We start from the raw sequence: 24812 nt of genomic DNA, 5'->3' as shown, positions 1-24812 counted from the left end.
CCCATTTACTGCTTGATACTGCTGCCGGTCGAAGTGGACTTTGACGCGCCGCCCGTTGCGGCTCCGCTGGGCGGGCCACTCGGCGGTGCAGGGGGCGCTGTGGGGCCCGGGTCTGGAATGGTCGCGCCTTCGGGCACCAGGATGGTGACTTCCACGCGGCGGTTGGCGGCGCGGCCGCGTTCGTTCGGCTCGCCATCGGGCAGCAGGTTGGGCTGGATCGGGTTCTGCGAACCGAACGCGATCACGCGGATCGCGTCCTCGTCCAGCCCACGGGCGACCATCCAGTCCGCAACAGTCTGGGCGCGCTCTTCGGACAAGCGCATGTTGACCGCATCGGGCCCGCCGGCATCGCTGTGACCGCGCAGGATGACCCGTTCGACCTGCTCCCACTGGTCGGTTTCCAGAAGCCCGCGCAGTTCGCCGAGACCGGCATCGTCCAGATCCGAACCGCCATCGGCGAAGGGAATGGTCACCCGCAGGGGCTCCAGCGCGATCGGCGGACGCTCGACCTCCATTTCGGGGCGGATGATGGAGGCTTGCTCCTGGCCATCCGTGGCCTGGGTCTCGGTCGGGGTCGGCTCGGGTGCCGGGGGCGGATCATCCCTGTCGCAAGCTGCGAGGAGCCCCCCGAGAGCCAACACTATCAACGGGCCACGCATGGCCACACCTCCTTTAACTGCCAATTCATGCCGGTTTCGGCTTTGCGCCGCCCGTTTCGGCCTCGCGCCGCGCCGATTCCGCTTCCGCCCGCTTAAGGTGTTGCGGCGAATAGGTGATGACAATGTCGCCCGCGCGCGGTTCGGGCTTGGCCGCGTGGGTGAAGAAGCGCATCGCGCCGTTTTCGCGCAGCAGCAGGAGCATCTGCGCCTTGTCGCCCAACTTATCGCGCGCATCGTCGATCGTGAACTCTTCGGTCAGCTTGGTCCGGCGGAAGGTCCAGCCTTCCTTCTGCCGCTGGTCAACCTCGGCCACACCGAAGCCCGATGCGAACAGCGCACGGCCACGCAGGCTTTCCGGCAGCGCCCGGCGATCGTCGTCCGCCGCCTCGCCAAGCTGGTAGACGCTGTCGCGCCCGATCTCGTGCGCGAATTCGTTGCAGACAAGTGCGTTGTAAGCCTCGTTTTCGGTCGCCGCGACGAGCACCTGATAGGGGTTGAGATCGAGATTGTGTTCGGTCGCCTCGTTGAGGATCTCGCCGTGATAGAACGGCAGTCCCTCGCGGCGGGCGGCGGCGAGCCGCTGCCAGCTGGAATCGACGATCATCACGGGCGTTTTGAGCGCGTGCATCTGCTTGGCGAGGGCGATGGTCCACGGCGTGCTGCCCGCAATGAGCAAGCCCGGGCGGCTGGTTCCCCTAACCTTCAGGAGCCGCGCGGCGAGATTGATCGTGAAGCCATGCGCAACGATTGTCGCGACGACGACCGCAAAGCTCAACCCGATGAGGACGTTGCCGTCGCCGTAGCCGAGCTCGCTAAGGCGCAGCGCGAACAGGCCGGAGATTGCCACCAGCACGATCCCGCGCGGCGCGATCCAGGCAAGGAAGAGACGCTCGTTCCACGGGATCGAGCTTCCGAACAGGCTGATGAGGACCGTCGCCGGGCGGACGAAGAACAGCAGCACCAGCAGGAACGCACCGAAGCGCCAGTTGAGGTATTGCAGATCGTCCCAGTTGAGCGAGGCTGAGAGCAGGATGAAGATGCCCGAGACCAGCAGAACGGCGATGTTCTCCTTGAACGGGTGGATGCTGCGCAGCGAGGACACGTCCATGTTCGCCAGCGCCACGCCCATCACGGTAACCGCGACCAGCCCGGCCTCGTGCTCGATCATGTTGCAGCCGACGAAGACTGCGATGACCATCGAGAAAAGGACGGGGACCTTCAGGTACTCTGGGACCGCACCGCGCGGGAACAGGAAGGCGATCAGCCAGGCCGCGGCGTAACCGATCACGCCGGAGACGAGCGCGGCGATGATGAGCGGCGGGACGACCTCAAACAGCGAGGCGCCGGGTGCCTCGGCCACCTTGCGGAAATATTCGTAGGCGATCACGGCGGCGAGCGCGCCGGTCGGATCGTTGACGATCGCTTCCCACTTGAGGATCGAGGCGGGCCGGGTCTGGACCGAGGATTGGCGCAACAGCGGCAGGACGACCGTGGGCCCGGTCACGACCAGGATTCCGCCGAAGAGGATGGCGACCGGCCAGACGATGCCGGCAACGTAATAGCCTGCGGCCGCGCCCAGCGCCCATCCGACGATCACGCCGATCGTCGCAAGGCGCCACACCGCACTGCCCGAATGGCGCAGTTCGCGAAAATCGAGGCTGAGCCCGCCTTCGAACAGGATCAGAGCGACCCCGATGCCGATCATCGGCTCGAGCAACGATCCGAAGGTGGCTTCCGGGTCGAAAATGCCGAGGACGGGGCCTGCGAGAAATCCCGCGGCGAGCATAAGGACGATCGCTGGCCAGCCCGTGCGCCACGCGATCCATTGCGCACCGATACCCAGCGCGCCGATCGCGGCAATCACCAATGCTGAGGAATCCATTGCGATTCAGCCCCCTTCGATCCGCATTGAACGGCAGGGATGCGGTTTATGTTCCGCAACCCGGTCTATCGTAAGCTCAATCGCCTTCGAATGCGACGAGGGTTCGCACGTCGAGGCCCGCCTCGCGCAGCCGATCCGATCCGCCAAGATCGGGCAGGTCGATCACGAACAGCGCCGTTGCGACCTCCGCGCCCGCGAGCTTCACGAGCTGCGCGGCGGCCAGCGCGGTTCCCCCGGTTGCGATCAGATCGTCGACCAGCGCCAGCCGCGATCCCTTCTGCAGGGCGGTGGCATCCAGCTCCAGCCGGTCGACCCCGTATTCGAGCTGGTAGTCGACGCCGATCGTTTCGACGGGCAGCTTGCCCGGCTTGCGGATCGGGACGAAGCCTACGCCCGCCTCGATCGCCACGGCCGCGCCGAAGATGAAACCGCGCGCTTCCATGCCGGCGACGGCATCCGCACCCGAGGCGCGGACATGATCCGCCAACAGGCTTACGCTGGTATGCAGTGCCGCCGGATCGGCGAGCAGGGTCGTGATGTCGCGGAACTGGATCCCGGGCTTGGGAAAATCCGGTACCGTGCGGATGCTCGCCCGCAGCTGCTCGGTATCGAGCAGCGTGCGGGTTCCCGCCGGGGCCTGAGCCGCGATCGGATCAGTCCTTCTTCGGCTTCACGCTCGACCAGATCTGCCGCTTGGCGAAATAGGCCAGCACGGTCGCGAACAGCAGGAAGATCATCACCGCCCAGCCGGTCTGCTTGCGCTCGATGAGCTTGGGCTCCGCGGTCCAGGTCAGGAAGGCGGAAACGTCCCGCGCCATCTGCGAAATGGTCGCCTCGGTGCCATCGTCGTAGGTCACCTGGCCATCCATGCCGAGTGGCGGTGCCATCGCGAGGTTGAGGTTGCCGAAGTACGGGTTGAAATGGAGGCCCGGCGGGGTCGAGAAGTCGGGGAACTCCTCCATCAGAACCTTCCCGTCCTTCTGGTAAGTCGCGGGATCGGCATAGCCGGTCAGCAGCGAATAGACGTAGTCGCTGCCGTGGTGACGTGCCTTGGTCATCAGCGAGAGGTCGGGCGGGATCGCGTTGTTGTTCGCAGCGCGCGCCGCAACGGCATTGGGATAGGGCGACGGGAAATAGTCGGTCGGTTCGGCAGGACGCGTGGTCGCTTCACCGGTATTCGGATCGATGCCCGGCACCTGCTTGGTCGCCGCGAAAGCCTTCACCTGCGCTTCGCTGTAGCCGATTTCCTGGAGATCGCGGAAGGCGACGTACTTGAGGCTGTGACAGGCCGAGCACACTTCGTTGTAGACCTTCAGGCCACGCTGGAGCTGCTGGATGTCCCAGGTGCCTGCGATCCCGTCGAACGAATAGCCGCCTTCAGGACCGTGGGCTTCCTCGTGGAATTCGTGCTCAGCCGAGTGAACCGCTTCTTCGGTGAAGAAGGTGTAGGCACCGTTGAAGAACGCCAGAAGTGCGACGCCGGCAAAGACGATTCCGGCAAGGGCGGAGAGAATGCGGATCATCGGATGTCCTTAGCTTTAGTCCGTCGTCTGGAAGTCGCGGCCGATCAGACCGCAGGCTGGGTGTTTTCGCCCAGCACGGCCTTCTTGTCCGATTTGAGCACTGCTTCGGTGATCGAGAACGGCAGCGGCTTGGGCTTCTCGATAGAGGAGACCACCGGCAGGATCACGAGGAAGTGCAGGAAGTAGTACGCGGTCGCGATCTGGCTGATCATGACATAGGGCTCTTCAGCCGGAGCGCCGCCGCAATAGAACAGCACCGCCATATCGACGACGAAGATCCAGAAGAAGGTGCGGAACAGCGGGCGGTAATGGCCGCTGCGAACCTTCGAACGGTCCAGCCAGGGCAGCAGGAACCACAGCAGGATCGAGCTGAACATGGCCAGCACGCCCCACAGCTTCGCCTGCAGCACGAAGTCGAAGGTGAAGGCACGCAGGATCGCGTAGAACGGGTAGAAATACCATTCGGGAACGATGTGCGCCGGGGTCGAGAGCGGGTTCGCTTCGATATAGTTGTCCGGGTGGCCAAGCATGTTCGGCATGAAGAACACGAAGGCGCAGTACAGCAGCAGGAAGATGCCGAGCCCGAAGCCGTCCTTCGCCGTGTAATACGGGTGGAAGGGCACGGTATCGCTTTCATGCTTCACTTCGACGCCGGTCGGGTTCGAGGACCCCGGGATGTGCAGCGCCCAGATGTGCAGGATCACGACGGCCGCGATCACGAAGGGCAGCAGGAAGTGGAGCGAGAAGAAGCGGTTGAGGGCGGCATTGTCCGGCGCATAGCCGCCCAGCAGCCACACCTGGATCGGCTCGCCGACGAACGGAATGGCCGAGAACAGGCCGGTAATGACCTTGGCGCCCCAGAAGCTCATCTGACCCCACGGCAGCACGTAGCCCATGAAGGCCGTCGCCATGGCGAGCAGGAAGATCACCACGCCCAGCAGCCAGATCATCTCGCGCGGGGCCTTGTACGAGGAGTAGAAGAAGCCCCGGAAGATGTGGAGATACAGCACGAGGAAGAAGAAGCTGGCGCCGTTGGCGTGCATGTAGCGCAGCATCCAGCCCCAGTTCACGTCGCGCATGATGTGTTCGACCGTCCCGAAGGCGACCTGCGCATTGGCGGCATAGTGCATCGCCAGCACCACGCCGGTGACGATCTGCAGCACCAGGCAGAACCCGGCAAGGACGCCGAAATTCCACATGTAATTGAGGTTGCGCGGCACGGGATAGCCGCCACCGATGGCGTTATAGACGAAGCGCGGCAGGGGCAGCTTCTCGTCGATCCACTTGGTGAACCCGCTCGCCGGCGTGTATTCCTTGGCCCAGGGAAAGCTCATTGCATCTCTCTCTTAAGCTTCGCCGACCACGATCGTGGTATCCGACGTGAACGTGTAATCCGGCACTACCAGGTTGGTCGGCGCGGGGCCCTTGCGAATGCGGGCCGCGGTATCGAACTGCGAACCGTGGCAGGGGCAGAAATAGCCACCGAACTCGCCGCGGTTCTCACCCTCGGCGGCACCCAGCGGCACGCAGCCGAGGTGGGTGCAGACGCCCATGGTCACCAGCATGTCGGTATGACCGGCCTTGGTCCGCTCCTCCAGGGTCTGCGGGTCGCGCAGCGCGCTGAGCGGGACGGCGTTGGCTTCGGCGATTTCCGCCTGCGTCAGGCGACGCACGAACAGCGGCTGCTTGCGGAAGACCGCCTTGATCGCCTGGCCAGGCTCGATCGCGGAGACATCGACCTCGGTCGTGCTTTCGGCCAGCACGTCCGCCGAAGGCGCCATCTGGCTGATGAGCGGGTAGACGACCGCAACACCACCGACACCTGCCGCGCTCAGCGCAGCAATATTGATGAAGTCGCGGCGGCGCACGCCATCGGTGGTGTCGCCTGCTTCGTGGGGTTCCGCGGTCGCGGCACCGGTTGCCTCTGCCATCGTTCCTGCCTTGTCGCGGGCATCGCGATCGATCCGATCCGCCCGGGTTGGAATATCTAGGGAAACGGGCGATCCGCTCACCCACGGGGCTGCCGGGAGCGGGCCCCCTTCCCATTAGCGGGCGCTGTTAGCGTGTAAGCCGCACGCTGCCAATGGCCTTTTCCGCAACAAGCATGCTCGGTCGCGCAAGATCATACGGGCTTTGGGGAAAGGAGCGCGGTCTGCGCCCTATCCTGCAAGGCCGATAAACGCGCCCTGCCTGCCGTAGGATGCCTCGCCCCGGTGGCTTGCGCGGCGAAAGGAATAGAATCGCGCCGCATCGTCATAGGTGTCGCGCGCAAGATCCTCGACCCGTGCGATTCCTTCATCTTGCAGCCGCGCCGCGACGAATGCGGGCAGGTCGAATTGCCAGTGCCCGGGCTTGCCGGAGACGAAGAAGCGGTCCCATGCCGGGTCGTCGGAGAGGAAGCGGTCGCGAAACCCGTCATCCACCTCGTAGCTCGGCAGCGCGATCGTCGGCCCGATCGCCGCGCTGATGCGGGCACGATCCGCCCCGGCACAGACCATCGCCGCAATGGTATTCGCGAGCACGCCCTCTTTCGCTCCTCGCCAGCCTGCATGGGCGGCAGCGACCACGCCGGCCTGGCGATCGGCGAGCAGCACCGGGGCGCAGTCCGCCGTCACCACCCCGACCAGCAGGCCGGGTGTCGCGGTCACCAGCGCGTCGACGCGCGGCCGCGCCTCGCCTTCGACCGGCTGGCTGACGATCGCCACATCGGGCGAGTGGACCTGATAGGGCATGGCCAGGCCCGCGCCCGGCAGCACGGCACCGGTGGCCCGACGCCGATTTTCCGCGACCGCCGCCGGATCGTCGTCCGCACCGAAGCCGACCTGCAAGCCCGCGACCTCGCCGGTCGATACTCCCCCCGCGCGGCCAAAAAAGCCGTGCGGAACGTGATCGAGCGCCGCAGCCCGGAAAGGCTGCGCGCTTGCGGTCAGCTCGTCAGCCAAGGCTCGCCGAGACCTGTTCCGCGACGTCGCGCGACAGCGTGGGGGCCTGCGAAATCCGCTCCAGCTCGGCCTTCATCAGGGCGGAACGTTTGGGCTCCATCCGCCGGAAGCGGCCGAGCGACGGCACGAACCGGGCGGCCAGCTGCGGATTCTTGAGGTTCAGCTCGAGGATCAGGTCGGCAATCATCCGGTACCCCGCCCCGCTCGCATCGTGGAAGGCGAGCGGGTTGCCCGACATCGCGCCGTAGAGCGCGCGCACCCGGTTGGGGTTGTGCATGGTGTAGGCTTGATGCCCGCCCAGCCGCTCTACGTCCCGCAGCACATCGCGGCGGAGCGCGGTTGCCTGGAGGGTGAACCACTTGTCGACCACCAGCGGGTTGTCTTCGAAGCGTTCGTAAAAGTCGGCCAGCGCCTCCTCCCGCTCCGGCCCTTCGAGCCCGGCGAGCACGGACAGCGCGCCCTGCCGTTCGGTCATGCCGGATGCAGCGCGATATTGTGCGAGCCCGCGCCGGGCCCCCTCGGTAGGATCGGCAGCCGCGATATAGGCAAGCGCGAGCGAGCGCATGCGCCGGGCCTGCTTGCCTGACGGGCCCGCTTCGCGCGCGGGCGCTTCGAGCCGGTCGTGCAGCTCGGCGAAGCGATCCGCGAAGCGCTCGCCCAGCCATGCCATCAGCCCTTCGCGCCGCTCGACCATCGCCGCCGGATCGTAGATCTCGGAGCGTTCGGCGAGGTAGGCGAACGGCGGCAGGCTGAGCAGCTCGGCGCGCATCTCGTGATGGAGCGCGCCGTCGTCCAGAATCGCGCCGGCGGCGGTGCCGATCGCTTCGCGCGCATACTCGTCTTCACCGCCCAGCAGGTAGCCGAGCAGCAGTTCCTGCATCGCCTCATGCCGCGCAAAACTGTCGTCGTCGTTCCCGGCGAGGAAGACCAGATCCTCCCGCGCTATGTCGCGGGTGATCGCGACGGGTGCGGTGAAGCCGCGGTTGATCGAAAGGATCGGTGGCCTGGCAAATCCGTCGAAGGTGAACGCCTGCTCCGCCTCGGTCAGCACGATCAGCTGTTCGCCCGCATGCTCGCCGCTTTCGCGATCGAACAGGGCGATCCGCAGCGGGATCGGCACGGCCGCCTTGTCCGGCTGGCCCGGAGTGGCAGGGACGGTCTGGCGCAGGGTCAGGACCGCCGTGTCACCGTCCTGTCGCTGATCGAGCGTCACCTTCGGCGTGCCAGCCTGCTCGTACCAGCGGCGGAACTGCTTGAGGTCGAGCCCGGCACCGTCTTCCATTGCGCTGACGAAATCCTCGCAGGTGGCGGCTTCGCCATCGTGCCGCTCGAAATAGAGATCGCTGCCTTTCCGAAAACGCTCTTCCCCCGCCATGGAGCGCATCATGCGGATCACCTCGGCGCCCTTGTTGTAGACGGTCGCGGTGTAAAAGTTGCTGATTTCCTTATAGGAATCGGGCCTGATCGGATGCGCGAACGGCCCGCTGTCCTCGGGGAACTGGACCGCGCGCAGCACCTTCACATCGCCGATCCGCTTGATCGCATGGCCGTGCAGGTCCTGGCTGAACAGCTGGTCGCGCAGTACGGTGAAGCCTTCCTTGAGGCTGAGCTGGAACCAGTCGCGGCAGGTCACGCGATTGCCCGACCAGTTGTGGAAATACTCGTGCCCGATCACGCCCTCGACCGCGTCGAAATCGGCGTCGGTCGCGGTGTCCTCGTCCGCCAGCACGTATTTCGTGTTGAAGATGTTGAGGCCCTTGTTCTCCATCGCCCCCATGTTGAAATCGCCCACGGCGACGATGTTGAACCGGTCGAGGTCGTATTCGCGCCCGAAGGTCTCCTCGTCCCACTTCATCGATCGCTTGAGCGATTCGATCGCATGGCTTGTACGCGGCAGGTCTTCCTCGCGAACCCAGACGCCCAGCTCGACCTTGCGCCCACTCATCGTTGTGAAGTTATCGGTCCGCGCGACGAGATCGCCCGCGACCAGCGCGAACAGGTAGGAAGGCTTGGGCCAGGGGTCGTTCCATTCGGCGAAGTGGCGCCCGCCTTCGAGCTCACCCTCGTCCACCGGGTTGCCGTTGGACAGAAGCACGGGGAAGGTCTGCGCATCGCCTTCCATGCGCACGGTGTAGATCGAGAGGACATCGGGCCGGTCGGGGAAGAAGGTGATCCGGCGGAAGCCTTCCGCCTCGCACTGGGTGCAGAGCATGCCGTTGCTGGCATAGAGCCCCATCAACTGCGTGTTCTCGGCCGGCGCGATGCGGGTGACGATGGCCAGCTTGTGCGCGCCCGGCGCCAGCGGGACGATCAGCGCCTCGCCCTCGCGCCGCCAGTCGGTGCACTCCGCGCCATCGACGTGCACGCTTTCGAGCACCAGGCCATCGCCATCGAGGCGGATCTCATCGGAAGCCTCCGCATCGGGGTTGGGCTCGACATCCAGCGTCGCCTCGACCCGCGTGGTCTCGATCCCGAGATCGAACGCGAGCCGGATCGCGGGCACCCGCCACGCGAAGGGGGCATAATCCTCGCGGCGGATCACCGCCGGCTCGTGCGGCTCGGGCGCCGCATCGGGCAGGTTCGGCGCGCCTGCGGGGCTGTCTGCGGCGGCTTGGGGTGTGCTGGGCTGATCCATCGGTCGTCGTTTCCTCTCGCCCTTTTGATCTCGGGCCAATCTGTGGCAGCACCGCACAGGATGCCAAAACTCTTCATCTTCGGGCTCGGCTACAGCGCCAAGCGGATCGCACAAGAAGCACAATCTCTCGGGTGGGAAGTGGTTGCGACAGGCAGCGACGGCAAGCTTTCGTTCGACGATACGGATAGCGTTCGCGCTGCCCTCTCCTCGGCCACCCACGTTCTCTCCAGCGTACCGCCCGATCGCGAGAGCGGCCGCGACCCGGTGCTCGACACCCATGGCCGCGCGTTCGGGCGCGCCTGGTACGGCTATCTCTCCTCGACCGGAGTCTATGGCGATGCCGCCGGCGCATGGGTCGACGAAAGCTCCCCGACCGGCGGCGGACGGCGAAGCGCCCGCGCCGATGCCGATTCGCTGTGGCTGGAGCTGGGCGCGCGGGTCTTCCGCTTGCCCGGGATCTACGGCCCGGGACGCAGCATTTTCGAGCGAATCGAGGAGGGCAAGGCACACCGGATCGACATGCCGGGGCAGGTCTTCAGCCGCGTGCATGCGGACGATATCGTCAGCGGCGTCCTCGCCGCGCTGACCGGCGATGCACCCGAAGGCGCCTACAACCTCGGCGACGATCTGCCCGCGAGTCAGAACGCCGTGGTGGAGGAAGCCTGCGCGCTGCTGGGGGTCGAGCCCCCGCCGCTGCTGACGCTGGAGGAAGCCGATCTCTCCCCCATGGCGCGCGGCTTCTATGCCGAGAACCGGCGCGTCGCGAACAGCAAGGCGAAGCGCGTTCTGGGCTGGCAGCCACGCTACCCGACCTACCGCGAAGGGCTCAGGGCACTGCGGCCCCCTCGGCCTTGACGATCGCCGGCTTGCGGCGTCTCGCGCGCAAGGCGAGCACCATGCCGAGCACCGCCAGCCCCATCCCGCTCGCGGTCAGCCAAGTCCAGCGATAGTCCTCGAACAGCGTCGAGAGCAGCATCGCCACCGAGATGGTCAGGATCGAGTTATAGGCCGTGCGCCCTGCCCCGATCTCGCGCACGAGATTGTAGTGCAGCGGGAAGGTCACGACCGATCCGATCAGCGCGAGGTAGACGATGCCGAGCCAGTAGCCCGGCGCGTCCGGCACCGGCGGCGGACCGGTGGTGAGCCAGGCGAAAGCGAAGTCGAACGCCGTGCCGTAGATCATAGCCCAGGCGAGCAGGCTGACCATCGGCACCGCGCGCCCGGTCGGGTTCGCCTGCACGACATTGGCGACCGATGCGGCGAGGATGCCCAGCAGCGCGAGCCCGATCCCCAGCACGACATTCCCACCGAGAACGCCGGCATCAGGATTGGCTCGCCATTCGTGGACCAGCAGGAACGAGACGCCGATAATGGCGATCGCGCTGCCGAGCACGAATCCGCCCTTCACCCGCTCCCCCAGAAAGGCGCGCGCGAACAGCGCGTTGGGGACCATCAGCAGGCCGAACATCATCGCGACGATGCCCGAGGTCACGTAGAGTTCGGCATGGTAGACGAACAGGAAATTGCCGCTGAACTGGAAGATGCCGACCACCATCGCGAGCAGGTGCTCGGGCCGGGTCAGCTTCAGCCGCCGCTTCATGATCGCCGCGACGAGAAACAGCGCCGGGGTGGCGAGCGCGAAGCGGTAGAAGACCGACCAGGCGGCGGGCACCCCGTCGATCTGCCCGGTGATGACCAACCAGGTCGATCCCCAGATCGTACCGGTAATGAGGAAAGGGAAGATGACGCGCGGGCGCAGCATCCCGCTGGCAGCGTCGCTCACAGCGCTGCGATCCGTTGGCCGAGCGAGCGCGCATCGGCAAGGTCGCTGTCCCACGAGGCCACGAAGCGCGCGGCATCGGCCCCCCAGTCGTAGAACTGGTAGCCCGCATCGCGCAGGATTTCGCGCTCCTGCGAAGTCAGCCGGATGAAGACCTCGTTCGCTTCGACCGGATGCATCAGCCGCTCTCCCCCGTCCTCGGCAATCGCCTGCGCGGCGGCGTTGGCGGCGCGCGCGTTCTCGAGCCACAGGTCGCCCTCGACCATCGCGAGCAACTGCGCGGCGAGGAAGCGCCCCTTGCTCTGGAGGTGGCCTGCACGCTTGCGGCGGTAGCGGACCACATCCGCCAGCGCGGGGTCGAAGAACACGATCGCCTCCGCGCTCATCGCGCCATTCTTGACGCAACCGAAGCTCAGCGCATCGACGTCGCCTGCGGCCTCGGCCGCCGAGCAGTCCAGAAACGCAGTCGCGTTGGCGAAGCGCGCGCCGTCCATATGCAGTCCGAGGCCGCGTTCGCGCGCCAGACCGGCGATCGTGGCGATCTCCTCCGCCCGGTAGGCGCAGCCATATTCACTTGCCTGCGTGATCGAGATCGCGTGGGGCTGCACCTGATGCACATCATAGCGGATCGGATCGATCACCGCAGAAATCGCATTGGGGGTCAGCTTTGCGCCTTCGCCTTGCGCCAACAGCAGTTTCGCGCCGTGGAGATAGAAGCCGGGCGCCCCGCCCTCGTCCATCTCGATATGCGCCTCGGCATGGCACACGACACCGCCGTGCGGCGGGCACATCGCACTCAGCGCGAGGCAGTTCGCCGCCGTGCCGGTGGCCACCCAAAGGACCGCGACCTCCCGCCCGAACAGCGCGCCGAACGCCTCGTCCAGCCGCTGCGAGAGCGCGTCGTTGTCATAGGGCGAATCGACGCTGTCGGCGGCGTGCAGCGCTTCCCACACCCTGGGATGGACGGTCGCGGCGTTGTCGGAAAGGAATCGCATCGGAACGCGCTGACGCAGGGCCGCGTTCGATGCAAGCGTATCGAAAGGACACCCGCATCATGGCCAGTACCAGCATCACCCATCACGTCGTGGGACAGGGCGGCAAATATATCGCGCACATCGAAGGTGAGGAGGCGCAGGGCACCCTCCAATGGGAACCGGGCAAGGAGCGCGACGGGAAGGAAGTGCGGATCGCGACGCATACCATCGTGCCCGAGGAGATCGGCGGGCGCGGCATCGCGGGCGAGCTCGTCCGGCGGCTGGTGAGCGATGCACGCGAGCAGGACTTCCTGATCGAGCCGCACTGTTCCTATGTCGAGGCGAAGTTCGACGAGAATCCCGACTGGAAGGATCTGCGCGCCTAGCGCACCAGGCGCGAGAAATCGGTCTCCACCATGCTCGCCAGCAGGGAGCTGCGCAGCGTCTCCGCCTCTTCGCGAGGAATGCCGGGGAGCGCATAGCTCCCCCCCGCGAGGCCGAGGTGGAGGGTGACATAGCCGAACAGGCGGCCCAGCGGGCCGCGCGCGATCGTGACCGACTGCAGCTTTAGCCTGTCGCCTATCTGGTGGCCCGGGGCCAGCCAGCCGGTGCGCTTGTAGATGTGGCTCGGCGACAGCGCATGGCGCTCCACCCGCCACAGGAACAGCTGACGGACCGCGGCGAAGACCGACAGCGCGAGCAACAGCAGCGCCACAAGCCACAGCCAGTCATAGCGCGGTTCGGCGAGGTACAGGGTCACGCCGGCCGCAATCACCGCGAGGATCGCGTACCCCGCCGCGCCGAGCGCCGCCGACATCACGCGATAACCGATCGTGGTGCGATGCCAGTCGAGCCCGCGCGGAGGCAGCGGAAAGCCCGCGACCTTCAGGATCGGGGTCAGTTCGTCCGCCTTGGCAAAGGGCGCGACCACGTGGCTCGCATTGCCCGCATCCTGCGCGAGGCTGACGAGCTTAAGGCTCTTCCAGCCGAACCGGTGGCGCACCGCCCCGGTGCCGATCTCCACTGCCTGCACCCGGTGGACCGGCATCACCACATCGGTGCGGGTGAACAGGCCGCGCCGCCGCCGGAAGCCCTTGGGGTTGCGCTCCAGGCGGAAGTTCCAGTCGCGCATGACGGTCCGCACGATTCCCGACACCATGCCGATGACCAGCAGCGTAGCGATCGCGGCCAGCGCGCCGAGCGCCTGGCTGAGAGGACCCAGCGCGGCGATCTGCCCGCCCGGCCCGGCCACGAGGCCCTGCCAGAAATCGAAGTCCCAGATGTCGAACGGCAGCAGGAAGTCGAACTGCTGGGCCGCCGCGCCAAGGAAGGCCATCAGCGCGAGCGAGAATTCGAACAGGCCGAAAACGAACAGGCGGCGTGGACCCATTTCGAACAGGACCGGCGTCTCCACCTCGCGCATGGCCTCGCCCGCCGCCGCCTCACCCGACGCTACCTCGCCACGCTGGCCGGGCACATCGGCTTCATCGCGCATCTCGCGCACGAGTTCGCGCAGTCGCTCGCCTTCCTCGCTGGAAAGATAGGCCAGCTTGATCTCGTCGGATCCGCCCGCGCCGGTCTCGAACTTGACCATCGTCAGGCCGAACAGCCGCGGGACGAAGCCCTGTTCGAGGCTGACATCCTGAATCCGCTCGTAGGGGACAGAGCGCGCCGCGCGCGACAACACACCGGTTTCCAACCGGATATCGCTTTCCCCCACCTGATAGGTCTGCCGCCACCAGCGCAGAAACGTGAACAGCATGCTGATCGCCACAATCGCCAAGGCGACTCCGATCATGCCCGCAAGCGCCAAGGGGCCCTTGTCGCGCATCGCGAAAGCGACCGCGAATAGTGGCACCGCCATGTTGGGGAGGGTCTGGACCGCCTGGACGATGAAGGTGCGCGGATCGGTGCGCTTCGGCAGCCCGTCGGCCGCCTCTGCCCAGATTTCGCCTGCCCCCGTGTGGCCAGCCGGCATCTCTCCGGCAGGATCCACCGGCGCGTTGCCGAGGGTCTCGCTCACAGCGATTCGCGCTTGATATGCGCGCGGATCGTCTCTCGCATCGCCAGCGCATCCTCATGGGCGAGGCCCGGCAGGCTGACGACGTCGCCGTGCGAACCTGCGGTGTACACCTGCAGCGTGGCGAGCCCGTAATATCGTTCGATCGGCCCGCGATCGACGTCGATATGCTGAACCCGGCCGAACGGCACGACGGTATCCGAATGGAACAGGATGCCCTTCACCACTCTCAGCCGATCCGCGCTGATCGCGTGTCCGCGCGCGGCATAGCGGCGATGCGGCAGGAAGATGACCAGCCAGGCGAGGATGAGCGCGACCGGACCCACGATGAGGAAATTCGGGAACGGGGTAGCATATTCGGCCACCAGGGCGCCGATCAGCAGCGGCGTGGCGGTCAGCAGGGCGGCGACCCGCATGGCCTTGGGGTGGTTGGGATGGCCCTGCTCAAGCGGCTGGCCATCGGCATCGGCGTCGGCCCCGCCGTCATTCGCCGGATTCGAGACCGGCTGTGCTCCCTGTTCGTCCATGGCGAAAACATGGGCAAGCCGCCAGCAGGCGGCAAGTCCTTTCGGGCCGGGGTCCGTCGCGAATCGACGGACGACCGATTCTGGCGTGGAAGAGAGTGGTGCTGCTGGGGAGGATTGAACTCCCGGCCTCACCCTTACCAAGGGTGCGCTCTACCACTGAGCTACAGCAGCATAGGGGACTCGCGGCGGGACCGAAGTCCGCCACAGGCCGCGCGCTATTGTCGCGTCGCGCGCCCAAGTCAAGCAAAGCTTGCCAGGAAGCGCAACACAGAGCATTTTCTGGTGCGATGAATGAGCGCTCCAAAGCCGATCAGCGCGCCGCCCGCCTGGCAGAGCAGCTGCGCGCGAACCTCAGGCGACGCAAGGCGCAGGCCCGCGCGGCCGGCAATGACAGCTCGGACCAGCCCGACCTTTCCAAAAAGGATGGCGAGCGCTAACGGCACGCCACTGATCCGAAAGGGAGACCGGTACCTTGTCGACGCTGATCCTCGTCCGCCATGGGCAGTCCGAATGGAATCTCGCCAACCGTTTCACCGGCTGGTGGGATGTCGATCTGACCGAAAAGGGGGTCGAGGAAGCGCGCGCCGCAGGTCGCCTGCTGAAAGAGAAGGGCGTGTTGCCCGACCTCGCCTTCACCTCGCTCCAGACCCGCGCGATCCGCACGCTCAACCTCGCGCTGGAGGAATGTGGCCGGGTGTGGATCCCGGTGACCAAGGACTGGCACCTGAACGAGCGGCACTATGGCGGGCTGACCGGCCTCGACAAGCAGCAGACGCGCGAGAAGCATGGCGACGAGCAGGTGCATATCTGGCGCCGCAACTTCGATACGCCACCCCCGCCGATGGAAAAGGGCAGCGAATACGATCCGGGTGCGGACCCGCGCTATGACGGGATCGACGTGCCCGACACCGAAAGCCTCAAGCTGACGATCGAGCGTGTGCTGCCCTTCTGGGAGGCACACATCCTGCCCGAACTGACCGGGGATCGCACGGTGATCGTGTCTGCCCACGGCAATTCACTGCGCGCGTTGGTGAAGCACCTCTCGGGCATTTCGGACGATGACATCACCGGGCTGGAAATCCCCACCGGTCGCCCGATCATCTACCCGTTCGAAAACGGCAATGTCGCGGGCGAGCGGCGCTACCTGGACGAAGCCTGATGGCCGCCGGTGCTCCCGACGCTCCTGTTGTCGCAATCGTCATGGGCAGCCAGTCCGACTGGCCGACGATGAAATGCGCCGCAGATATCCTGGATGAGCTCGATATTGCGCACGAGGCGCGCATCGTCTCGGCCCATCGCACGCCCGGCCGGATGTACGATTTCGCGGGCAGTGCGGCGGGCGAGGGTTTCAAGGTGGTGATCGCAGGCGCGGGCGGCGCGGCACACTTGCCGGGCATGATCGCAGCGATGACGCCGCTGCCCGTGCTAGGCGTGCCGGTGCAGTCGCGCGCGCTCTCCGGCATGGATAGCCTGCTCTCGATCGCGCAGATGCCGGCGGGCATCCCGGTCGGCACGCTCGCCATCGGAGAGGCGGGTGCGACCAACGCCGCGCTGCTCGCCGCAGCGATCCTCGGCGCACACGATCCGGAGGTGATGGACCGGCTGGTCGCATGGCGCGCCAGGCGCAGCGCCGCCGTGGCAGAGCGTCCGAGCGACGCGCCGGACGCCTGATGCGGATGATCGCACCGGGCGGCACCATCGGTATCCTGGGCGGCGGCCAGCTGGGCCGCATGCTCGCGATTGCGGCCGCGCAGATGGGCTATCGCGTCATCGCCTATGCCCCCGAAGAAGACGCGGTCATCGCGCAGGTCGCGAATCGCTATGTAAGCGCAGACTGGCACGACGCGGACGCGCTCCAGGCCTTTGCTGACGCCTGCGATGTGGTGACGCTCGAGTTCGAGAACGTGCCCGCCGCCCCGCTCGAAGCGATCGCCGACAAGCTCGCGCCGCATCCTCGCGCGCTGGCGATCGCGCAGGACCGGCTGGCGGAAAAGCGCTTCGTCGAAGATCTCGGCGGTCGCCCCGCCCCCTTCCATCCGGTCGATTCGCATGAGGACCTGCTCGCGGGGATCGAAGCGCTCGGCACGCCGGCGATCCTCAAGACGCGGCGCGACGGGTACGACGGCAAGGGCCAGTGGCGGATCGCTTCTCGCGAAGAGGCCGAAGCGCTCGACCTGCCAGATGCACCCTGCATCCTCGAAGGCTTCGTCGATTTCGAATGCGAATTCTCGGTCATCCTCGCGCGACGGGAAGACGGTGCGGTCGCCTTCTGGGAAAGCTCGCAGAACGGGCACGAGGACGGCATTCTTGCCCGCTCCACCCTGCCGGGTCCCGCGATCATCCGCGATCAGATGGCCGAGGCGCGCAAGCTGGCCAGGGCCGTGGCCGAGAAGCTCGGCTATGTCGGTGTGCTGACGCTCGAATTCTTTGCCAGCAGGGATGGCCCCATCTTCAATGAGATGGCGCCCCGCACGCACAATTCAGGCCACTGGACCATCGAAGGCGCAGCGACCAGCCAGTTCGAGAACCAGATCCGCGCGATCTGCGGCCTGCCGCTGGGCGATACGCGCCGCGTGGCGCCGCGCGTCGTGATGGAGAACGTGATCGGCCCCGCCGCCGCGACGGCGCACGAAGCGCTCGCCGATCCGGGCGCGCACCTGCACCTCTACGGAAAGACCGATGCGCCAGAGGGCCGCAAGATGGGCCACATCACGCGGCTCGAGTGGCCTCAGGAGGATCACGCCTGATGGTCGAAGACACGCTTTTCCTCGTCTATGCGCGCGCCGCCAATGGCGCGATCGGCAAGGACGGCGGCCTGCCGTGGCATATCCCGGCGGACCTCAAGCACTTCAAGGACGTGACCATGGGCAAGCCGATGATCATGGGCCGCAAGACCTTCGAGAGCTTCCCCTCTCCGCTCCCCGGTCGCCGCCATATCGTACTGAGCCGCGATTCGGACTGGCAGGCCGACGGTGCCGAGCACGTCATGTCGGTCCCCGAGGCGCTGGCTGCTGCAGGGGGCGAGGAAACCGCGATCATCGGGGGCTCCGACGTCTTCCTGCTGTTCGAACCGCACGCCGAACGAATCGAACTGACCCAGATTCACGCCGATTACGACGGTGACACCTTCATGGACGCGCCCGATCCCGAACGCTGGGCCGAGGTCGCGCGCGAAGATCACGAGGCCAGCGGCAACGCCCCCGCATTCTCCTTCATCACCTACGAGCGGCGCACGTGAAGAAAACCGTCATGATCATCGTGGGGCTGGTGCTGCTGATCGGCATTGCTGGCTTCTTCCAGTTCGGCCCCGGGATGGTCGAGCGGGGGATGAACCAGATCGACGGCGAGCCGCTGATCGAAGTCTCCGAAGAGGCGAAGGCGCTGCACCAGACGCTGACCATCGTCGATCTGCATTCGGACACGCTGCTGTGGAGCCGCAACCTGCTCAGCCGCGCGGATCGCGGCCACATGGACCTGCCGCGGCTGGAAGAAGGCAACGTCGCGCTGCAGGTGTTCTCCAGCGTGACCAAGACGCCCAAGGGGCAGAACTACGACGCCAACACCGCCGACAGCGACAACATCACGCTGCTCGCCGTCGCGCAGCTGCAACCCGCGCGCACATGGACCAGCCTGCTCGAACGCTCGCTGTGGCACGCCGAGAAGCTCGACCGGGCGGCTGCCGATTCGAACGGCGAATTGCGCAAGGTCGCGGACCTCGGCGATCTGGACGCGCTGCTGCAGGCGCGCTCGGGCAAAGGCCCGAAACCGGTCGGCGCACTGCTCAGCATCGAAGGCCTGCAGAACCTCGAAGGCGACCTGTCGAACCTCGACGTACTGAGCAAGGAAGGCTTCCGCATGGCCAGCCTGACGCATTTCTTCGACACCGACCTCGCCGGGTCGATGCACGGGGTCGAAAAGGGCGGGCTGACTGACAAGGGCCGCAGGGCAGTGCGGCGGATGGAAGAGCTCGGCATGGTGATCGACATCGCGCATTGCAGTCACAAGTGCGTGGCGGACATCCTCGCGATGGCGCGCCGCCCGGTCGTCTCCAGCCACGGCGGGGTGCAAGCGACCTGCCAGGTCAACCGCAACCTGACCGACGAGGAGATTCGCGGTGTCGCGAAGACCGGCGGCGTGGTCGGCATCGGTTACTGGGACGCGGCGGTGTGCGGCACCTCCCCTCGCGATGCGGCAAAGGCGATGAAGCATGTGCGCGATCTGGTGGGGATCGATTACGTCGCGCTCGGCAGCGATTACGACGGCGCCACGACGGTACGGTTCGACACCTCGCAACTGGTGCAGGTGACGCAGGCGCTGATCGACGAAGGCTTCACCGAGGACGAGATTCGCGCGGTGATGGGCGGTAATGCACTGCGGGTTCTGCGTGCAGGGATCGTGCCGCAATGAGGTGGCTCGACCATCGCGAACCGGTGCCTGCGCCGTTGCGCGGAGCCATCGTAGCGCTCGGCAATTTCGACGGATTTCACAAGGGCCACCAGGCGGTCGCGGGCGAGGCGATTCGCTGGGCGCGCGAGGAAGAGCGCCCCGTCATCGTCGCCACCTTCGATCCGCACCCCGTGCAGTTCTTCCGACCCGGCACGCCACCGTTCCGCCTGACCAGCCTCGAACAGCGGCACGAGCTCTATCTCGCGTTCGGGGCGACCGCGATGCTGGTGTTCCACTTCGATGCCGAGCTGGCGGGGACCAGCGCGGAGGACTTCATCGAGCGTATCCTGGTCGAGCGGTTCGGCGCGCACGGCGTGCTGACGGGCGAGGATTTCACCTTCGGCAAGGGCGCGGAGGGCAATGCCGCGCTGCTGAAAGAGCACGGCGCGAAGCATGGGCTGGAAGCGCGCACCGTATCGGCGGTGAGCGACGGCGACACGGTCGTCTCCTCCAGCCGGATTCGCGAATTGCTCAAGGCGGGCGAGCCGCAGGCCGCCGCACACCTGCTCACCCGCCCCTTCGCGATTCGAGGGATCGTGGAGCATGGCGACAAGCGCGGGCGGGAAATCGGCTACCCCACCGCCAACCTCGCGCTGGAGGATTACCTGCGCCCCAAATACGGCATCTACGCCGTCACGGGCCGCATCCTGTCCTCGGGCGAGGAGCTGCAGGGCGCGGCCAATATCGGCATCCGGCCGCAGTTCGAACCGGCCAAGGAGCTGCTCGAGCCGTATTTCTTCGATTTCTCGGGCGACCTCTACGGCCAGGAAATCGAGGTCGCGCTGCACCATTTCATCCGGCCCGAAGCGAAGTTCGACGGGCTCGACGCGCTGATCGCGCAGATGGACCGGGATTGTGCAGAGGCGAAAAGGCTCTTATCCGCCCATCCCTGATGAGCGATGATATGAAAAAGGACTGGCGGGACACCGTCTTCCTGCCGAAAACCGATTTCCCCATGAAAGCCGGGCTCCCCCAGAAGGAGCCGGGCATTCTGGCTGGCTGGCAGCAGGACGACCTGCATGGGGCATTGCGCGCCGAGCGTGCGGGTTCCGAAAAGTTCATCCTCCACGATGGCCCGCCCTATGCGAACGGCGATATCCACGTCGGCCACGCGCTCAACCACATCCTCAAGGACATGGTCTGCCGCACGCAAAGCCTGCTCGGCAAGGATGCGCCCTACGTGCCCGGGTGGGACTGCCACGGCCTGCCGATCGAGTGGAAGGTCGAGGAACAGTACCGCAAGAAGAAGCTCAACAAGGACGAGGTGCCGCGCGCCGAATTCCGCGCCGAATGCCGCGCCTATGCGCAGAAATGGGTCGATACCCAGCGCGAACAGCTGAAGCGCCTCGGCATCATGGGCGACTGGGATCATCCCTACCTGACGATGGATTTCGACAGCGAAGCGACGATCGTGTCCGAGCTGATGAAGTTTGCCGAAGCGGGCAATCTCTATCGCGGCTCCAAGCCGGTGATGTGGTCGCCCGTTGAGAAGACCGCGCTCGCCGAAGCCGAGGTGGAATACGAGGACATTACCTCGACCCAGATCGACGTGGCGTTCGAGATCGTCGAATCGCCGATCCCCGAACTGGTCGGCGCGCATGCGGTGATCTGGACCACCACGCCGTGGACGATCCCGGTCAACCAGGCTTTGGCTTATGGGCCGGAGGTTGAGTATGTTCTCCTGCGAACCAGCTTCTTCGCTCCAGGAAATGGGGCCGATGCTGCAAACGGCTCGATGGACTTCCGCGTCTTGGTCGCGGAACCGCTGAAAGCGCAGTTTCTTACCCGCAACACGACAGCAGATGTGAGCGCTGACGTAACCGAGGAATGGCGCGGCAAAGGCGCCGACCTCGCCTGCACGAAGGTGCGCCACCCGATGCACCATCTCGGTGGGTTCTACGAAAAACTCCGCCCGATGCTGGCGGGCGATTTCGTTACCACGGACAGCGGTACCGGCCTCGTCCACATGTCGCCCGACCATGGCGAGGACGATTTCTATCTGTGCCGCGAGAACGGGATCGACCCGGTCTTCGCGGTCGACGATGGCGGCGTGTACCGTGACGACTGGCCGTGGCTGGGCGGTGACGACGAGCGCCGCCGCGCGGTCATCAACCCCAAGTTCAACGCGCCCGACGGCCCGATCTGCTCGGACCTGCGCGAAGCGGGTGCACTGCTGAGCGCGAGCGCGGATTACAAGCACTCCTACCCGCACTCGTGGCGGTCCAAGGCGAAGATCATCTACCGCTGCACGCCGCAATGGTTCGTGCCGATGGACAAGCCCTTATCGCCCTCTCCCCTTGAGGGGAGAGGGTTGGGAGAGGGGTCTTCTGGCGATGCGCTAGGCCAGCCCCACCCCCCGACCCCCTCCCCTGAAGTGGAGGGGGAGAATACACTCCGCAGCCGCGCCATGGCCGAGATCGAGCGTGTGCGCTTCGTGCCCGAGCGGGGGCGCAACCGTATCCGCGCGATGGTCGAGGGACGACCCGACTGGGTGCTTTCGCGCCAGCGCGCGTGGGGCGTGCCGATCACGCTGTTCGTCCGCAAGGACGGCACCTATCTGCAGGACGCAGGCGTGAACCAGCGCGTGGTCGATGCGATCCGCGAGGGCGGCGTCGATGCTTGGGTTGAGGATCGCAAGGGCGAATTCCTCGGAAACGCGCACAACCCCGACGATTTCGAGATGGTCCACGACATCCTCGACGTGTGGTTCGATTCGGGCTGCACGCATGTCTTCGTGCTCGAAAGCGACCGCTGGCCCGCGCTCAGCTGGCCCGCGAATCTCTACCTCGAAGGCAGTGACCAGCATCGCGGCTGGTTCCAGTCCTCGCTGCTGGAAAGCTGCGCCACGCGCGGGCGTGCGCCTTACGACCAGGTGCTGACCCATGGCTTCACCATGGACCAGAACGGGCGGAAGATGTCGAAGAGCCTCGGCAATACGGTCGATCCGCTCAAGATCGTCGATCAGTACGGCGCGGATATCCTGCGGCTGTGGGCGCTGAGCGTCGATTCGACGATGGACCACCGCATCGGCGACGAGATCCTGAAGGGCGTGGCGGACCAGTACCGCAAACTGCGCAACACCTTCCGCTATCTGCTCGGCGCGCTCGAAGGCTACGAGGCGTCGGAAGCGGTCGACTACGCGCAGATGCCAGAGCTGGAGCGCTATACGCTGCACAAGCTGGCCGAGCTGGACGGCAAGCTGCGGCAGGCAATCGAAGATTACGACTTCAACGAATACACCCGCCTGCTGACCGAGTTCGCGAACGAAGACCTCTCGGCCTTCCTGTTCGATATCCGCAAGGACCGTCTCTATTGCGACGATCCCGCGTGGGTCGAACGCCGCGCCTATCGCACCGTGCTCGACGTCCTGTTCCAGGCGCTGGTGCGCTACGCCGCGCCGGTGCTGGTGTTCACGGCCGAGGAAGTGTGGAGCACACGCTTCCCCGACGCGAAGAGCGTGCACCTGCAGCAGATCGATGCACTGCCGGGCGAATGGACCGACGAAGCCCTCGCCACCCGCTTCGCCGCGCTGCGTGAGCTTCGCGAGGATGTGACCGAAGCGATCGAACCGCTGCGGCGGGAAAAGACGATCCGCTCCAGCAACGAGGCCGCCGTCAGCGTGCCTGCCGCGTCCGTGCCGCAAGGGTTCGACATGGACGACCTGGCCGAGCTGTTCATCGCCGCGTCAGTCGAAACCCACGAAGGCGGCGGGGTGAAAGTTTCGCGCTCTTCGTGTAACAAGTGCGGGCGTTGCTGGCGCCTGTTGCCAAGCGTTTCGGAAGACGATGCGCTGTGCAGCCGCTGTGAGGAGGTAGTAAGCTGATGGACGGTGCCTGGAACGGCCGCATGAGCGGCCTGGCCCTCGCCGCACTGATCTTCGGGCTCGACCAGCTCGTGAAGTGGCTCGTCACCGGGCCGCTCGGGATCGATTCGATTGGCGACGTCCAGCAGATCCTGCCCTTCTTCGACCTGCGCTTCACGCAGAATTTCGGCATTTCGCTGGGGCTCTTCGAAGCCGACAGCGTCGAGGCACGCTGGATCCTGGTCGCAGGCACCGCCGCAATCGCCGTGGTCGTCCTGCTTTGGATCCTGCGCGAACGCAGCCGAGGGGACATTTTCGGGCTCGGCCTGATCCTCGGCGGGGCGCTGGGCAATATTACCGACCGCGTGCTCTACGGCTACGTCGTCGATTATGCGGACCTGCATTTCGGCACATTCCGGCCCTTCCTGATCTTCAACGTCGCCGATGCCGCGATCACCATCGGCGTCCTCATCATCCTTGCCCGTTCCTTCTTCCTGCGCGACAAAAGCGCCGACAACGACATGCAGTTAGCTGCGAAAGAGAGCTGAAAATGCGCACCAAGAGCCTCCTCATCCTCGCCACCTTCGCGATGGGCCTGTCCGCCTGCGGCAGCAGCGGCGGCCTTCTCAACCGGGAGCGTCCCGACGAGTTCGCGGTGCAGCGCCAGGCCCCGCTGGTGGTTCCGCCCGATTTCAGCCTCAGCCCGCCCGAACCCGGCGCCCCGCGTCCGACCGAAGGCACTGCGGCCGAGCAGGCGCTCGAAGCGCTGTTCGGCGGCCCGGCAGCCCGCAGCGCGGTCGAGGCGGCAGCCCTCAGCCGCGCGGGTGAGGCCGAGCCCGGCATCCGGTCCGCCGTCGGAGACCCCAAGACGCAGACCGTGGCCAAGGGCCGCGTGACGCGCGACATCATCGCCGCGCCCGAAGGCGACGGCGGTTCGGCCCAGGCGGTAATCCCCGGCTGAATCGATACGGTGCACCCCACCACGCACCGTATCCGTTCCGAACAATACCCAGTGCGCGGCGTGCAATGGGGTCTTCCGATTCGCAGATCGGAGGCGGTTGGGCCCGGGTCGATCGAACGCCGCTTGTCGTTCGCAGATCGTGATCGATCATTCGTCGGCCATTCCGTAGCGTCCGTCTAACACTCACGCTGCCGGTCGATAGCGGGGTGCAGCGCGCAGCGCGATCCTCCACTCCTGTCGTCAGCGGCGCACCAACCCCCATTTCCCCCAAGGTGCGCCGCAACCATGGAGGAAAACATCATGAAAAAGTCGCTCGCTCTCGTAGCCGCTTTTGGCCTAGGCCTGTCCGCCACCCCCTCGCTGGCACAGCAGCAATCCGCCGCAGTGCAGTATTCCGACCTCGACCTGACCTCGCCCGAGGGGCAGGAGGCACTGGAACGCCGGATCGACAAGGCCGCCAAGGATGTGTGCGGTGCCAATGGCAGCGAAATGGGCACGCGCCTCAAGAGCCGCGAAGTTCGCAGCTGCGTAAAGAGCGCGAAGAAGCAGGTCCGTGCGCAAATCGCCGCCAAGATCGGAGAAGACCGCTTGGGCGGCTGACTTCCATGCTGCCGATACATCAAAGGCCCTCACCGGTGCGCATCGGTGGGGCCTTTTCTTT

General features: G+C 66.0%; 25 protein-coding genes and 1 tRNA gene. 13 read left to right on the top strand and 13 right to left on the bottom strand.

Going from position 1 to position 24812, the window contains the following annotated elements; genetic code table 11:
* Positions 1-5: 5 nt before the first annotated feature.
* From ACYQ0L_RS07970 to pepN, 8 genes are all read right to left on the bottom strand, one after another.
* Positions 6-659 carry an OmpA family protein gene (locus tag ACYQ0L_RS07970; protein WP_459788519.1) on the bottom strand — a complete coding sequence of 218 codons (654 nt, stop codon included), beginning with the start codon at positions 657-659 and terminating at the stop codon, positions 6-8.
* Positions 660-684: 25 nt separating this feature from the next.
* On the bottom strand, positions 685-2541 hold the full coding sequence (locus ACYQ0L_RS07965; protein ID WP_459788517.1) for a cation:proton antiporter: 1857 nt from the start codon (positions 2539-2541) through the stop codon (positions 685-687).
* Between the two features lie 76 nt (positions 2542-2617).
* Positions 2618-3157: an adenine phosphoribosyltransferase gene (locus tag ACYQ0L_RS07960; RefSeq protein WP_459789017.1), complete on the bottom strand. Its 540-nt coding sequence runs from the start codon at positions 3155-3157 to the stop codon at positions 2618-2620.
* A gap of 37 nt (positions 3158-3194) precedes the next feature.
* A complete protein-coding gene (locus ACYQ0L_RS07955) occupies positions 3195-4064 on the bottom strand; it encodes a cytochrome c1 (RefSeq protein ID WP_459788516.1) in 870 nt (289 codons plus the stop codon).
* Between the two features lie 44 nt (positions 4065-4108).
* Complete coding sequence (locus ACYQ0L_RS07950) at positions 4109-5398, bottom strand: cytochrome b (protein WP_459788515.1); 1290 nt, start codon at positions 5396-5398, stop codon at positions 4109-4111.
* 12 nt (positions 5399-5410) lie between these two features.
* Complete coding sequence (petA, locus tag ACYQ0L_RS07945; RefSeq protein ID WP_459788514.1) at positions 5411-5995, bottom strand: ubiquinol-cytochrome c reductase iron-sulfur subunit; 585 nt, start codon at positions 5993-5995, stop codon at positions 5411-5413.
* A gap of 228 nt (positions 5996-6223) precedes the next feature.
* Positions 6224-7006 carry a peptidoglycan editing factor PgeF gene (pgeF, locus tag ACYQ0L_RS07940; RefSeq protein WP_459788513.1) on the bottom strand — a complete coding sequence of 261 codons (783 nt, stop codon included), beginning with the start codon at positions 7004-7006 and terminating at the stop codon, positions 6224-6226.
* A complete protein-coding gene (gene pepN, locus ACYQ0L_RS07935; RefSeq protein ID WP_459788512.1) occupies positions 6999-9641 on the bottom strand; it encodes an aminopeptidase N in 2643 nt (880 codons plus the stop codon). Before pepN ends, pgeF begins: the two co-directional genes overlap by 8 nt.
* A 60-nt stretch (positions 9642-9701) precedes the next feature.
* Here pepN and ACYQ0L_RS07930 point away from each other — a divergent pair, with 60 nt between their 5' ends.
* A complete protein-coding gene (locus ACYQ0L_RS07930; RefSeq protein ID WP_459788511.1) occupies positions 9702-10496 on the top strand; it encodes a Rossmann-fold NAD(P)-binding domain-containing protein in 795 nt (264 codons plus the stop codon).
* On the opposite strand, the gene ACYQ0L_RS07925 is transcribed toward ACYQ0L_RS07930, so the two are convergent.
* Positions 10468-11424 (bottom strand): DMT family transporter, encoded by a 957-nt coding sequence (locus tag ACYQ0L_RS07925; RefSeq protein WP_459788510.1) that lies wholly within the window; start codon positions 11422-11424, stop codon positions 10468-10470. The two genes, ACYQ0L_RS07930 and ACYQ0L_RS07925, sit on opposite strands and share 29 nt — an antisense overlap.
* Positions 11421-12416, bottom strand: a complete 996-nt coding sequence (locus tag ACYQ0L_RS07920; protein ID WP_459788508.1) for a threonine aldolase family protein — start codon at positions 12414-12416, stop codon at positions 11421-11423. Before ACYQ0L_RS07920 ends, ACYQ0L_RS07925 begins: the two co-directional genes overlap by 4 nt.
* A 59-nt stretch (positions 12417-12475) precedes the next feature.
* Between ACYQ0L_RS07920 and ACYQ0L_RS07915 the strand changes: the two genes are divergently transcribed.
* Positions 12476-12781, top strand: a complete 306-nt coding sequence (locus ACYQ0L_RS07915; RefSeq protein WP_459788507.1) for a GNAT family N-acetyltransferase — start codon at positions 12476-12478, stop codon at positions 12779-12781.
* On the opposite strand, the gene ACYQ0L_RS07910 is transcribed toward ACYQ0L_RS07915, so the two are convergent.
* The 3 genes from ACYQ0L_RS07910 to ACYQ0L_RS07900 all read right to left on the bottom strand — a co-directional run bounded on the left by ACYQ0L_RS07910 (position 12778) and on the right by ACYQ0L_RS07900 (position 15113).
* The gene (locus ACYQ0L_RS07910; protein WP_459789016.1) at positions 12778-14373 is read right to left on the bottom strand and encodes a PH domain-containing protein; all 1596 of its coding nucleotides are present in this window, start codon (positions 14371-14373) and stop codon (positions 12778-12780) included. The genes ACYQ0L_RS07915 and ACYQ0L_RS07910 overlap by 4 nt on opposite strands.
* A gap of 41 nt (positions 14374-14414) precedes the next feature.
* A complete protein-coding gene (locus tag ACYQ0L_RS07905; protein ID WP_459788506.1) occupies positions 14415-14942 on the bottom strand; it encodes a PH domain-containing protein in 528 nt (175 codons plus the stop codon).
* A gap of 96 nt (positions 14943-15038) precedes the next feature.
* Positions 15039-15113, bottom strand: a tRNA-Thr gene (locus tag ACYQ0L_RS07900).
* Positions 15114-15229: 116 nt separating this feature from the next.
* On the opposite strand from ACYQ0L_RS07900, the gene ACYQ0L_RS07895 reads away from it, so the two are divergent.
* The 11 genes from ACYQ0L_RS07895 (at position 15230) to ACYQ0L_RS07845 (ending at position 24751) form a co-directional block, all read left to right on the top strand.
* Positions 15230-15379: a hypothetical protein gene (locus ACYQ0L_RS07895; RefSeq protein ID WP_459788505.1), complete on the top strand. Its 150-nt coding sequence runs from the start codon at positions 15230-15232 to the stop codon at positions 15377-15379.
* Positions 15380-15414: 35 nt separating this feature from the next.
* Positions 15415-16101 (top strand): 2,3-diphosphoglycerate-dependent phosphoglycerate mutase, encoded by a 687-nt coding sequence (gene gpmA, locus ACYQ0L_RS07890; protein WP_459788504.1) that lies wholly within the window; start codon positions 15415-15417, stop codon positions 16099-16101.
* A complete protein-coding gene (gene purE, locus ACYQ0L_RS07885; protein WP_459788503.1) occupies positions 16101-16613 on the top strand; it encodes a 5-(carboxyamino)imidazole ribonucleotide mutase in 513 nt (170 codons plus the stop codon). Before gpmA ends, purE begins: the two co-directional genes overlap by 1 nt.
* Before the next feature lie 5 nt (positions 16614-16618).
* A complete protein-coding gene (locus tag ACYQ0L_RS07880) occupies positions 16619-17689 on the top strand; it encodes a 5-(carboxyamino)imidazole ribonucleotide synthase (RefSeq protein ID WP_459789014.1) in 1071 nt (356 codons plus the stop codon).
* Complete coding sequence (locus ACYQ0L_RS07875) at positions 17689-18180, top strand: dihydrofolate reductase (RefSeq protein ID WP_459788501.1); 492 nt, start codon at positions 17689-17691, stop codon at positions 18178-18180. Before ACYQ0L_RS07880 ends, ACYQ0L_RS07875 begins: the two co-directional genes overlap by 1 nt.
* Positions 18177-19349: a dipeptidase gene (locus ACYQ0L_RS07870; RefSeq protein ID WP_459788500.1), complete on the top strand. Its 1173-nt coding sequence runs from the start codon at positions 18177-18179 to the stop codon at positions 19347-19349. The genes ACYQ0L_RS07875 and ACYQ0L_RS07870 overlap by 4 nt, the downstream gene beginning before the upstream one ends.
* Positions 19346-20281 (top strand): bifunctional riboflavin kinase/FAD synthetase, encoded by a 936-nt coding sequence (locus ACYQ0L_RS07865; RefSeq protein ID WP_459788499.1) that lies wholly within the window; start codon positions 19346-19348, stop codon positions 20279-20281. The genes ACYQ0L_RS07870 and ACYQ0L_RS07865 overlap by 4 nt, the downstream gene beginning before the upstream one ends.
* Positions 20282-20292: 11 nt before the next feature.
* Positions 20293-23211 carry an isoleucine--tRNA ligase gene (gene ileS, locus ACYQ0L_RS07860; RefSeq protein WP_459788498.1) on the top strand — a complete coding sequence of 973 codons (2919 nt, stop codon included), beginning with the start codon at positions 20293-20295 and terminating at the stop codon, positions 23209-23211.
* Positions 23211-23738 carry a signal peptidase II gene (lspA, locus tag ACYQ0L_RS07855; protein WP_459788497.1) on the top strand — a complete coding sequence of 176 codons (528 nt, stop codon included), beginning with the start codon at positions 23211-23213 and terminating at the stop codon, positions 23736-23738. Before ileS ends, lspA begins: the two co-directional genes overlap by 1 nt.
* A 2-nt stretch (positions 23739-23740) precedes the next feature.
* Positions 23741-24151: a DUF3035 domain-containing protein gene (locus ACYQ0L_RS07850; protein ID WP_459788496.1), complete on the top strand. Its 411-nt coding sequence runs from the start codon at positions 23741-23743 to the stop codon at positions 24149-24151.
* Positions 24152-24451: 300 nt separating this feature from the next.
* Positions 24452-24751 (top strand): UrcA family protein, encoded by a 300-nt coding sequence (locus ACYQ0L_RS07845; RefSeq protein WP_459788495.1) that lies wholly within the window; start codon positions 24452-24454, stop codon positions 24749-24751.
* Positions 24752-24812: the final 61 nt, after the last annotated feature.

This window comes from Alteriqipengyuania triglochinis, from assembly GCF_054655655.1.
The sequence above is the reverse complement of the archived record's forward strand: the minus strand, read 5'-3'. Positions and strand labels throughout refer to the sequence as shown.